Here is a 12,332-nt window from a genome sequence, read left to right as displayed (position 1 = left end):
TTACTCACAATCGTTAGCGCAGATTTGCAATTTGTGCCCACAAAATAGGCAACCCAATATTGTCTTCAAATTACCAGACACTAATACAATTTAATTTCCATTCTCTATTTTTTAAAATAATAAAGATCGTTTCAATTGATGAAATTATTCCGATAATATAAAATAAACTTTTAAAGCCATGAGTGCTATTAAGCATGATTTCAGTTAAATACAAATAAAAAGTAAAAATCCAAATCTTGCTTAAATATGAACTAACAACAGCTACTTTTTTATATTTGAAATAATTCAAAAATAAAACAAACGTTTTAAGGCCTAAAAGAATTATAAAAGCATCAATAAAACTGAAAAAACTAATCTTAATATGCAAAAAAATTACAAACATCATTATAGGCCAATAAAAATAATTAGAAAGAACTTCAGCAGTATTTTCATTTTTTCTATAGTTTAAAATTAAACCAATGATTAACAAAAATTCGATTATTAAATCATAATTAGCCAAATAATTAAACTTAAATAAAACAACACTTGCTGTCAATATTAGAAAAAAACGAATAATTAGTTTTGTCATATATCTTTTTAAACATTATCAGTTGAACACTTCGGGGAGCTGGGGAAATACCTCCTGCTAGCGCGAGCGTCTCGCTCGTGCCATAGTTTACATTTTAAGATTTTACTTAAAATTCCCTTTTCAATTCAATTTCCATCGGAGAAAACAATCTCTTCCATTTCTCTATAAAACCATCCAAGTTTTCTATATCAGATTTTATCAGTTTCTTTAATTTTTCTGCTTTTTTATTGAAGCCTCTCTCAGTATAAAATGCCCCTAATTCATGCGCTGGAAAAAACAGCTTATTAAATAATGACGGACCTATATAATTATCTCTTAACCTCATTCTTGTTAATCTAAATGCTAACTGACTAAAATCTGCACCCGCTAAATCACTTAAAGCAGGGAAAGCATCTAAATTCGATTTCACATCAAAAACATTTACGAAAATCTGAATTGATTTGTCATAATTGTTGATTAAAACTTCAATTCTTTCCAAATATTTTTCTTGGGATAATCTGGAAAACTGATAGTTATATCCGCGATTATTTCTATTTAATTCCCCATTTAATGAGGTTTGATAGGGATTTGCCATAAAACCATTTGCTAACAAAGCAGGAATTCCGGCTTCTTTGAAAATTTCATTTCTTGTTTTTAAAAGCGCTGCATCTTCAACTTTGTAAATTAATCCCATTTTTATTTATTAAATTTTGTATCTAAATAATATCTATTTGAACAAATATAAATTAAAAATCATGACACAAGAACAGATAATTTTTATTCTTTAATGCGATTAATAAAAGGAAAATTTTTATTAAATTCTACTATTATGCTATCCCTGCTAGCGCGAGCGTCTCGCTCGTGCCATAGTTTACATTTTAAGATTTTATTTAAGATTCCCTTCCCAATCTATTTTAACTGGGAAAAATAATTGATGCCATCTTTCTATAAAACCATCTACATTTTCCATGTCTGATTTTATTAATTTCCTTAACTTTTCTGCTTCTTTATTATATCCTCTTTTAGTATAAAAGCTCCCTAATTTATGCTCTGGTAAAAACAACATATAAAATATTGGCGGACCTTTATAGTCATCGCTTCGTAATCGAATTCTAGTTAAACGAAATGCTAATCCGCTAAATTTAAGACCGTCAAAATCCTTCAAAAGAGACAACGAACTTAAATTTGGTTTTATTTCGAAAATGTTTAGAAAAATCTTAATCCATTTTTCACCACTAATAATTGAAATTTCAATTCGCTCAAGATATTTTTCTTGCGAGATTCTCGAGAATTGATAGATGTATCCACGACTACTTTTATCATATTCACCATGCCATGAAGTTTTATAAGAATCTGGTTCAAAACCATTTGTCATTAAAGCAGGAATTCCTACTTCTTTGAAAATCTCATTTCTTGTTTTTAAGAGCTCCTTATCTTCGACTTTATAAATTAATCCCATTTTTCTTTATTGAAATTTGTTTCAAAATAACATCTATGTAAACAAATATAAATTAAAAATCATGATGACAAGAACAGAAATAATTTTTATTAAACGGGCTCTATTCTAAAATAAAAAGTTAAAGTTATTGCAAATTTAGACCGTTCGGTCTAAATTTGTCACGTCAAAATGAGATTATCATGAGCAAAGCAGAAAGAACCAGACAATTTATCATAGAAGCATCGGCGCCAATTATCAATAAAAAAGGCATGGCGGGCACTTCAATCACTGATATTATGGAAGCTACAAAGCTTGCAAAAGGCGGTATTTATGGCAACTTTGAAAGCAAGGAAGAAATTTGCATCGAATCATTTATTTATTTGAGAGCGCAACTGGCAAACAAATTAGATACTGCAGTTTCAAAAGGCAAAACGGCACAAGAAAAGCTTTTCAATTTACTGGATGTATATGCAAATGACGAAACAATGGTTGATGGTTGTCCAATTTTAAACTTCGGAGTTGATGCAGATGACACGAATCCAACGGTGAAAGAATATGTAAAAAAAGCAATTCAGTCAGCTCAAAAAAGATTTTATACCATAGTTGAAGACGGAATAAACAATAATGAATTGCAGGCAGAAATTAATTCGCAACAGTTTAGCATTAAAACTTTTGCCATGATTGAAGGTGCCATTTTATGCGAAAAAATAAGCGGTGATCACACACAAATGCTAATCGTTTTAGAAAGCATAAAAGAGGAATTTAAAAGATATGTTCGATAACATATTTTTTTTATTATTTTTTAGACCGTTCGGTCTAATTCAAATTATATAAGTTTCAATTGAAACACAACAAAAACAATTAAAAAATAACAAAATGAGAATTTTACAAGAAAACCACAAGGGATTTAGTACTATACTAGCCTTGGCATTGATTCCACTATCTGGCTTTGCTACAGATATTTATTTACCTTCTTTGCCTGCAATGGCAAATGATTTACATGTTTCGGCTTCGGCGGTACAGCTTTCGCTGGTTTTATTTATGTTTAGTGTTGGTATAAGCCAATTTTTTATTGGAAGTATTTTAGATAGTTTTGGGCGTTATAAAATCAGTTTAGCTTCACTCGCTTTGTTTTCAATTACCAGTTTTGTGATTGCATTAGTTCCCAATATTTATGTCATTTATGCCATGCGAATTATTCAGGGAATTACGATTGCGCTTATCGTAGTAGGAAAACGCGCTTACTTTGTTGACTTATTTACCGGCGAGAAACTAAAAAGCTACATTAGTATGTTTTCCATCATTTGGGCCTGTGCTCCTATTATGGCGCCTTTTTTAGGTGGTTATCTGCAAAACAGTTTTGGATGGAGATCTAACTTTTATTTCCTTGGCGGATTATCTTTGGTTTTTCTGATTTTGGAACTTATTTACAGTGGAGAATCATTAAAACATTATCATCCATTTAAATTAAAATTGATTGCGCAAACGTACAAAGGAATGCTTCAAACGGCTGATTTTACTTTAGGTTTGGTTATTATCGGAATTTCGTTTGGAATGGTTGTCGTTTACAGTTTATCTAGTCCGTTTATTATTGAACGTGTTTTAGGATATTCGGCGATTACTACGGGATATAGTTCTTTGCTTTCTGGTTTTTCATTAATGACGGGCGGTATTATTGCAAAATCGATGATTAAAAAACCTTTGGCACAAAAAGTAAGTATTGCATTTGGGGTTCAGATTACTTTGGTTTTACTGATGATTTTCACCTCTTCTTTCGGAAGCAGTCTTTATACTTTAATTGGTTTTATTATCGGAATTCATATTGCAGGCGGATTTATTTTCAATATTATTTATGGCTATTGTCTAAGCCGTTTCTCAAAAAATGCCGGAATCGCAAGCGGACTTACAGGCGGTGTAATGTACATGATCAGTTCAATATTCAGCTACGGATTTGCCAATTTATTTAAAGTAAAAACGCAATTATTATTAGGCGTTGCAGATTTCGCTCTGCTTGTAATTGTAACTATTATTTTTATAACTTTTAATAAATACAGAGCAAAAAGCTTGGCTGTTGAAGTGATTAAAAAATAACAATCTTCATTTCAATTTAAATGGATTGTTCTAAAAAAAATCGCCACGAATTCACGAATTAGATTTAAAAATAATTCTACAACCTTTGGCAACTAGGAATATTGACAATTAAATACGAATTCACGAAACATACTTATTCTATAAAAAGTAAAGCCACTCCGTTATGGAATGGCTTTTAAATTTATTTTTTGAATTTTTACTCTATCTCTTCTTTTTTCCATTTGTTAATAAAATAATAATCCAATCCTATTACAAATAAAGAGGTAATACTAAAAGCTATATAATCACTTGTATTTAAGTATCCCTTTTTGCTATAGAGCAGGTAAAGTGAATAGAATATGCCAATTACAGAACCAATTACTAGAATCAATATTTTATTTTTTATTTTCATTTATTCTATTTCATTTATATTTAAGTTTTCAAATTCTTCAATTATATTATCTAAAGTTTCTTGCTTCCAACCATCAAAAATCCCTCCTATTCCTGTTATTTTCTTTCCATTGATGTAAAATCTCAATTCTTCAGCTTCACTTCCTCTTGCTCCTTTTTCAATTTTATATGAGAAACTAAGTTCTTCGTGCTTAAATTTTTCAACATAACTACTTATTAAAAATTTTCTATAATAGAAACAGATTGAATTTTCAAGTATAACTATTTTGTATAAAAATGGTTTTAAGAAAAATACTAAAACTTCTAATCCAACAATAATAATAAAAGAAATAAAATAAACTACATAATTAAAATTTTTAGCTGAAAAATAAAATAAACAATTGAATGCTATGCCGATTAATAAAAGATTTAGTAATATCACTGATAAACTTAATTTATAAATCATTTTTATTGTTTTGTTACTGTTTTATATCCCGAAATTCCTCCTTGAATAACCCCAGCTGGCGCGAGCGTCTCGCTCGTGCACAAGACAAGTTTCAGAGAAAATTCTAAATCAAATAAACAAAAAAACTGCATAAAAGCCAAAAAGACCTTTACACAGTTTAGTATATTTTGAAGCTAAAATTTTACCCCAATAAAAAAACAATCAAACTTCTCGCGCCATGCGCACCTAAAACTAAAGACTGTTCAATATCAGCCGTTTTTGAAGGTCCGGCGATAAAAGTTCCGAAACCGTATTCCTGATTTCCTATTTTTTCATATGCCTGATGCATTGTTGGATATATGTTTTCTTTATTTACAATAATAGCCAGATACTGCGCTATAAAAGGCGAAACACGTTGTCCTAAAATATCATCCGTTACCCAAAGCGCGCTGTTTTCGGCCACACCAAAATGTGTTTTTATAACAGTCAATTCAACATCTTTAAGCGAATGCGGATCGTCATTTGTCCAGTCTAAAGATGCAATTTCTGAAAGCTCAGAAAGTGTTGTAACAATACGTTTTTCAATATTATAATGCTCTTTGATATATGAAATTATATCTTCATAATTTGAAACTTCAACAGTGTTTCCTCCAATGTTTTTCAGCACCGTTTTATAGGTTTCTAAAACATCGAATTGTTCAGAACCTAAAACTTTTAAATCTGGCAAAGCGGTTACAGAATCGGGCTGATTCTGTTTTATTTTATTTAATATATCGGCTTTACTGCTCATTGTTTTTCTCTTTTGCTTCTCTTGAATTTTTCTTGTACCACTCTCTGAATGATTCTTCCGGAACGGCAGGCATTTCGCGCTGATCGTACCATTTGTTCATTTTGTTGTTAACTAAGCCTGGAGCATTTTTCATTACAAATCGGCCCGATTTTCCAGCGATATTAAAAACCGTAGGATTCGCCAATACTGTCGCCATTGTTTTCATTGCAATGGTTTTTGAAGTTGGCGTATGCCCTTCTTTAACCAAAACCTGACGCCATTTATAAAGCTGATCATGAATATCAATTTTTACCGGACAAACATTGGTACATGAACCGCAAAGCGTACTAGCAAAAGGCAAATCGGCATTTTTACTCATGTCGAGATTTGGTGCTAAAATAGAGCCAATTGGTCCCGCAACCGCATTATGATAACTATGTCCACCGCTTCTTCTGTACACTGGACACGTATTCATACACGCTCCGCAGCGAATGCATTTTAATGAATTTCTAAAATCTTCTCTTCCTAATTGCGTGCTACGGCCGTTATCGACAATTACAATATGAATTTCCTTGCCGTCTCTTGGCTTTTTAAAATGACTTGAAAAAGTGGTAATGGGTTGTCCTGTGGCACTTCTTGCTAATAATCTCAAGAAAACGCCTAAATGTTCTCTTTTCGGAATCAATTTTTCAAAACCCATGCAGGCAATGTGAACATCGGCTAAATGTGCGCCCATATCAGCATTTCCTTCATTTGTACAAACCACAATTTCTCCTGTTTCTGCAATAGCGAAATTAACTCCGGTTAAAGCTGCTTTTCGGGTTAAAAACGTATCCCGAAGCTGTTGTCGCGCTGATTCAGTTAAATATTGCGGATCAAAGTTTCCTTTTTCTGTACCTAAATGCTCATGAAAAGTTTCACTCACATCTTCTTTTTTAAGGTGAATTGCCGGCAAAACAATATGACTCGGCGGTTCTTTTCGAAGCTGTACAATATATTCTCCTAAATCGGAATCGATAACTTCAACACCATTTTCAGCTAAATATTCATTCAAATGGCATTCTTCTGTAAGCATTGATTTTGATTTCACCATTTGCTTTACATCGTGTTTTACCAAAATAGAATGCACAATTTCGTTATGTTCTTTTGCATCGGCGGCCCAATGCACTTTTATTCCGTTTTTTTGTGCATTTGCTTCAAATTCAATTAAATAATCATGAATATTAGAAAGGACATTATTCTTGATTTTAGAAGCTGTTTCACGCAGTAATTCCCAATCCTGAATTTGATGCGCCGATTTATCACGCTTTTCACGGACAAACCAAAGCGTTTCATCATGCCAGTTTACGCGCTCCACATCTTTGTTAAAACGTGCCGCTGCTTCACTGTGTTCTATTATCTTTTTTGAAGACATCTTTTAAAAAGTTTATTATAACGAGATTGGTTTTACTATTTAATTTTTACTGACAAAATTCACTACGTTTTCATGAATTGATTTCTCTCCCTGAACATTATCAGCAGTTACATTCGTCAGAAAAATATTTTCTACCGGAAGTTCTTTCTGAGCTTGAATTCTCGAAATAAACTTCACATTGGTTGCTTTAATATTTTCTAGATGAACATTTTTTATTGGCGTCAAACGTCGTTCAATTGTTGGAACTAAATCACGCCATTGATATAAAACATCGGTTTCTATACCTAGAATTCCAGCGTCAATTTTACCCGATGTGATGTTCGTCATATAAATATTGTTTACAAAACCGCCTCTTCTTTCATTGGTTTTAATGTACAAAAGATGATTTAGTTTTGCGCCGTCCACTACAGTGCAATTATCAATAAAAACATTTTCGATGCCGCCCGAAAGTTCACTTCCAATTGCTACTAACTGATGACCGTTTTTCACGGTACAATTGCGCATTACAATATTTTTTGAAGGCGTATTTAGATTCCAAGCATCGATACCACATCCCGATTTAATCGCGATTGCGTCATCTCCTTGGTCAAAAACACAATTTTCGATCAATACATTTTGAGACATCTCGGGATCAACACCATCGTTGTTATGTCCGTGCGCATATACTTGAAGATTTCTAATTACTACATCTTTTGATAAAAACGGATGAATCGTCCAAAATGGACTATTCGTTATCTTAATGCCATCCATTAAAACATTTTGGCAACGATTAAACTGAATAAAATGCGGACGCAAATTTGCCGTATCATTTACCATTTGTCTTTCTTCCACAGGTTTTTTATAAGAAGCCAAATAGTATAATCTTTTTAGACTTTCCATATGTGCTTTTGGACGCGCAAACCATTTGGTCCAAACATCCATTTTAGCTTTTAATTCACCTTCGCCGGTAATGGCAATATTTTTACATTGGTAGGCATAAATCAGTGGTGAATAATTATAGCATTCATAACCTTCCCAAGTGGAACGAACTGCAGGCAGATAATCTTTTGGATCTTCGGAAAAAAGCAAAACGGCACCTTTATTCAAATGCAGATTTACATTGCTTTTAAAATGAATTTTCTTAGTCAGCCATTCGCCTTCGGGAATTACCACAATTCCTCCTCCTGCTTTATTGGCTTTTGAAATCGCTTTTGAAATCGCTTCAGAAGTTTTGTTTTTATCTCCTTTAACAGCTCCAAAATCAACTATCGAATATTCCTTGCATTTGCTGAAATTCGGAATCTTAATTGCCGGCATTTCAAAAGGTGCTTTTACCACAACTTCTGTTTGCGTCACAGAAGACGGATCTTTTTTAAATGATAAAAAGAGGATTGAAAGAAACAGGATGAAACAAATTGATATTTTTTTCATGGTAATGTTTTTATAATGGCACACAGATTTTGCGGATTAAACCGGTTTGCACAGATTTTTTTTTAATCAACTGATAAAATTAAACCAGCGAAAATCGGTTTAATCCGTAAAATCCGTGGTCTATATTTTTATGCCATAGTATTTAATATTTCGGCAATATGAATGGTTTTTACTCGGCTGTTTTGTCTTTTCAAAATTCCTTCTAAATGCATCAAACACGACATATCGCCGCCTGTAATATAATCTACATTATGATTTTCATGATCCTTGATTCGGTCTTGTCCCATTTTTACAGAAACGGCTTCTTCTGTAACACAGAAAGTTCCGCCAAAACCACAGCATTCGTCTTTTCTGGATAAAGAAACTAAATCCAGGCCTTTTATGTTATGAAGCAATTGTTCTGGTTTTGAGAAAAATGGTGCGTTTAATTCGGTCATTTGCGAAAGCTTTAAACCACGCTGACCGTGACAACTTTGATGCATTCCAACTTTGTATGGAAAGTTTCCTTGTATGTGATCAATTTTCAGAATATCGGTAATAAACTCAGTCAGTTCAAAAACTTTTTTGCGCATTTCTGAAGCTACAACTTCTAATTTTTCATCGTGCAAATGATCTTTTACGTGTAAAACACAGCTTCCGGAAGGGCAAACAATGTAATCAAATCCTGCAAAACTCGCGATAAAATTTGCGTTACAGCCTTTCGTTAAATGTTCGTAACCGCTGTTTGCCATTGGCTGGCCACAACAAGTTTGGCCCATCGGAAAATGAACATCACAGCCTAATTTTTGCAAAAGCTCATAGGTTGCTATTCCAACTTTTGGGTAAAACTGATCGACATAACACGGTATAAAAAGTCCGATTTTCATTTTTTATTATTTTGTTTTTAGCCCGCAGATTTAGCAGATTAAACAGATTTTTTTTCTGCACAATCTGCCAAATCTGCGAGAAACAAAAATCTTTATTAAGTCTTTAATCTGTGGCCATAAATTCTAATGCTTATAAAACTTCAAATCGATTAAATCATTTTGAATTGGTTTTGGGTTCCAGTTTTCATGGATTGCTAGCGCTGCACCTAATGCACTCGCCTGCGCCATCGATGCCGCATAAACCTCAATATCTGGATATGCTTCTGCTAGAAGATTCATAAAAATAGAATTCTTGCTGAAACCTCCATCAACAAAAATCTTCTTAACCGGACTATTGTGTATCACTAAGTTAGTCGAAAAAACTTGTTGTTCAACCAAATCCAGCATCAATTGATGATAAGCCGTTTCATAGTCCTTAAACAAAGAAAGATCTCTTGTTTGAAACGGACATTCTTTCAGAATATCAAAATCGTATTTCTTTGGATAAATAATCTGAAAATTAAGCGATCGCAAAGTCGCTACAATCTTTTTATTAAAATAAACATCTTTGAAACTGTCAAACGGAACATTAAAATGAGCGGCAAGTCTTTTAGCTTGGACTTCATGTTCGTTGCCCGAAAATAATCGCGCTGCTTTTACTGGTTTTTCAGTGTATTGCATATAGCACAAACAATCCTGCTGCAATTCATCAAAAGTCAACGGTTTATTATTGAAAGGATTCAGCGAAATACTCCAAGTTCCTGTCGATAATAAAACAAAAGGCTCTGTAAAATTAATCGTATAAGGAATTATTGCCGATGAACTGTCATGAAGACCAACTCCAATTGCGAGATCATTTTCTTTTTTCAAAACATCTTTTCCGTAATGCAAAGGCGGAATTTTATCTGAAATGCCTTCGTTCTCAAGCCATTTGTGATACTTCATCTTTTTAAAATTCCAAAGATTCGTATGACAGCCAATGCTTGTAATATCGGCGAAAGCCTCATTTGTCAATAGAAAACTCAAATATTGCGGTAAATGAAGGCAGAATTTGACTTTTTCAAAAAGCTCTGGTTTTTCTTTTTTAAGTCTGTAAATCTGCATTCCAGAATTCAAGCTTCCTAAAACCGGAGAAGCCGTTTTGACAGCAAATTTCTCTTCACCTTTATATTTATTGTAAAACCCTTTTTTTAATTCCTCTGGATAATCTTTTAAATAATTATACAGAGGAGTTAAAACTTTTCCGTTTTCGTCAATGTACACAAAACTAGCGCCATATGTACTAAAATTGATTGCTTTTAAAACATAGCTGGTCAGCTCTTTTATTTCTGATAATCGATCGAGTATCCAGTTTTTCAGAACATCAATATCTTCACAAGGAAAACCATCTTCATCTGTGGTTTCATCAAGATTTACTGATTTTTCCCAAACAATCTTATAATTTTCATCAAATAAAAAAACCTTTTTGTTTGTTTTACCAATATCAAAAATTGCAACTACATTCATTTTTTTTAGTTATGAGTTTTGAGTTATGAATTATGAATTATTGTCTAAGTCTTTTTGTTTTTTAAACTAATAACTCATAATTCATAACTCATAATTATTACAATCCCGTTGCCATTGTTTTTAATCCTCTTTCGCCAATCAAATTGCTTCTAACGGCAAGAGAACGATATAATTCAACTGGATTTAAAGCAGCTCCAGAACGTAGACGAGCCTCAGCAACTAACGCACGAACATCTGTACGGAACGCATTTTGAAGGATTTCTTGTGCTTTTACTACGTCATTTTCTGCCTGAGCCTGCTCTAAAGCTTTTCTGTCAACTGAAAGTGCTTGTGCATACGCAATCATAATCGCTTCTACAGATTGCAATAAATCTTCTAAAGGATCTTTGATATTGTGAGAAGCATCAATCATCCAGCCTAAATCTTTGGCGTGGTTCATTCCTCTTGCATCCATTCCTTCAACTAATTCATTGAAAATCAAAAATAACTGGTAAGGTTTTAAAGCTCCAGCAGTTAAATCGTCATCTCCGTATTTTGAATCGTTAAAGTGGAAACCTCCTAATTTATTGTCCATAAGCAAAATAGAAACAATTTGCTCAATGTTTGCATTTGGCAAATGATGACCTAAATCAACTAGTGTTTTTGCTTTATCACCTAATTTTTGAACGTATGAATACGATTGTCCCCAATCAGCAACAGTTGTAGAGTAAAAGTTGGGTTCAGCACATTTGTATTCTAAGAATAATTTCCAGTTTGAAGGTAATGCATCGTAGATTTCCTCTAAACTTTCTAATGTATTTTGGTAAGCTTTACGAAAGTTTAATTGTCCCGGAAAGTTAGATCCGTCAGCCAACCAAACTGTTAATGAATCAGATCCTAATTCAATTCCATGTTTAATAACTTCGATATTGTGAGCAATTGCTTGTTTGCGAACTGCTTTGTTTACGTTTTGCAATGAACCATATCTGTACGTATGTTCTGCACTTGCCTGATCTTGAAAAGTGTTCGAGTTCATGGCATCAAACTTTAATCCGTGCTGTGCTGCTAACGTTTTGATTGCATTATAATCTGTTGGAATATCCCACGGAATATGAAGCGAAATCGCGCCCGAAGCATTGTTTAATTTATGAAGCAAACCTACATCTTCAATTTTTTCTTCTAAAGAACGAGGTTCTCCTCCACCTGCAAAACGTCCAAATCTTGTTCCTCCGGTTCCTAAAGCCCAAGACGGAATTGCGATTTGAAAATCAATTAATTTTTGAATAATCGATTCTGCATTTTCTATTTCTGATGCTGTAAAAGCAAATTTATTTTGATGTTTTTTCAGCAATCCCTCGTTATGAGATGCAATATTGTTTGATTCAATTAACATAGCATTTTATTTTAATAGCGCACAATGTAACACATTATATCGATTGCGCTCTTGGTTAATCTTAATTATTTTATTGCGTTTTTTTATCTTTAAATTTTAAAAAAATCTAACGCTCGAAAATTTCCG

Annotated in this window: 11 protein-coding genes; 2 read left to right on the top strand and 9 right to left on the bottom strand. The window is 33.0% G+C overall.

Going from position 1 to position 12,332, the window contains the following annotated elements; genetic code table 11:
* Window positions 1–674: 674 nt before the first annotated feature.
* On the bottom strand, window positions 675–1,241 hold the full coding sequence (locus tag ACNFIH_RS21880) for a hypothetical protein (protein ID WP_426484788.1): 567 nt from the start codon (window positions 1,239–1,241) through the stop codon (window positions 675–677).
* Window positions 1,242–1,433: 192 nt separating this feature from the next.
* The gene (locus ACNFIH_RS21875) at window positions 1,434–2,006 is read right to left on the bottom strand and encodes a hypothetical protein (RefSeq protein ID WP_426484787.1); all 573 of its coding nucleotides are present in this window, start codon (window positions 2,004–2,006) and stop codon (window positions 1,434–1,436) included.
* A 179-nt stretch (window positions 2,007–2,185) separates the two neighbouring features.
* Between ACNFIH_RS21875 and ACNFIH_RS21870 the strand changes: the two genes are divergently transcribed.
* Both ACNFIH_RS21870 and ACNFIH_RS21865 read left to right on the top strand, forming a co-directional pair.
* On the top strand, window positions 2,186–2,767 hold the full coding sequence (locus ACNFIH_RS21870) for a TetR/AcrR family transcriptional regulator (protein ID WP_426484786.1): 582 nt from the start codon (window positions 2,186–2,188) through the stop codon (window positions 2,765–2,767).
* Window positions 2,768–2,861: 94 nt separating this feature from the next.
* On the top strand, window positions 2,862–4,076 hold the full coding sequence (locus tag ACNFIH_RS21865; RefSeq protein ID WP_426484785.1) for an MFS transporter: 1,215 nt from the start codon (window positions 2,862–2,864) through the stop codon (window positions 4,074–4,076).
* Between the two features lie 391 nt (window positions 4,077–4,467).
* Here ACNFIH_RS21865 and ACNFIH_RS21860 read toward each other — a convergent pair whose 3' ends face one another.
* The 7 genes from ACNFIH_RS21860 to ACNFIH_RS21830 all read right to left on the bottom strand — a co-directional run bounded on the left by ACNFIH_RS21860 (window position 4,468) and on the right by ACNFIH_RS21830 (window position 12,206).
* Window positions 4,468–4,911: a hypothetical protein gene (locus ACNFIH_RS21860; RefSeq protein ID WP_426484784.1), complete on the bottom strand. Its 444-nt coding sequence runs from the start codon at window positions 4,909–4,911 to the stop codon at window positions 4,468–4,470.
* Between the two features lie 181 nt (window positions 4,912–5,092).
* Window positions 5,093–5,680, bottom strand: a complete 588-nt coding sequence (locus tag ACNFIH_RS21855; RefSeq protein WP_426484783.1) for a LutC/YkgG family protein — start codon at window positions 5,678–5,680, stop codon at window positions 5,093–5,095.
* Window positions 5,670–7,073: a lactate utilization protein B gene (locus ACNFIH_RS21850; protein ID WP_426484782.1), complete on the bottom strand. Its 1,404-nt coding sequence runs from the start codon at window positions 7,071–7,073 to the stop codon at window positions 5,670–5,672. Before ACNFIH_RS21850 ends, ACNFIH_RS21855 begins: the two co-directional genes overlap by 11 nt.
* Before the next feature lie 39 nt (window positions 7,074–7,112).
* Window positions 7,113–8,483 (bottom strand): glycoside hydrolase family 28 protein, encoded by a 1,371-nt coding sequence (locus tag ACNFIH_RS21845; protein ID WP_426484781.1) that lies wholly within the window; start codon window positions 8,481–8,483, stop codon window positions 7,113–7,115.
* Between the two features lie 128 nt (window positions 8,484–8,611).
* Window positions 8,612–9,349: a (Fe-S)-binding protein gene (locus tag ACNFIH_RS21840; RefSeq protein WP_426484780.1), complete on the bottom strand. Its 738-nt coding sequence runs from the start codon at window positions 9,347–9,349 to the stop codon at window positions 8,612–8,614.
* Between the two features lie 123 nt (window positions 9,350–9,472).
* Window positions 9,473–10,834, bottom strand: coding sequence for an FGGY-family carbohydrate kinase (locus ACNFIH_RS21835; protein ID WP_426484779.1), 1,362 nt, complete (start codon window positions 10,832–10,834; stop codon window positions 9,473–9,475).
* Between the two features lie 97 nt (window positions 10,835–10,931).
* Window positions 10,932–12,206: a TIM barrel protein gene (locus tag ACNFIH_RS21830; RefSeq protein ID WP_426484778.1), complete on the bottom strand. Its 1,275-nt coding sequence runs from the start codon at window positions 12,204–12,206 to the stop codon at window positions 10,932–10,934.
* Window positions 12,207–12,332: the final 126 nt, after the last annotated feature.

The organism is Flavobacterium sp. 2, from assembly GCF_049949195.1.
Lineage (GTDB): Bacteria > Bacteroidota > Bacteroidia > Flavobacteriales > Flavobacteriaceae > Flavobacterium.
The sequence above is the reverse complement of the archived record's forward strand: the minus strand, read 5'-3'. Positions and strand labels throughout refer to the sequence as shown.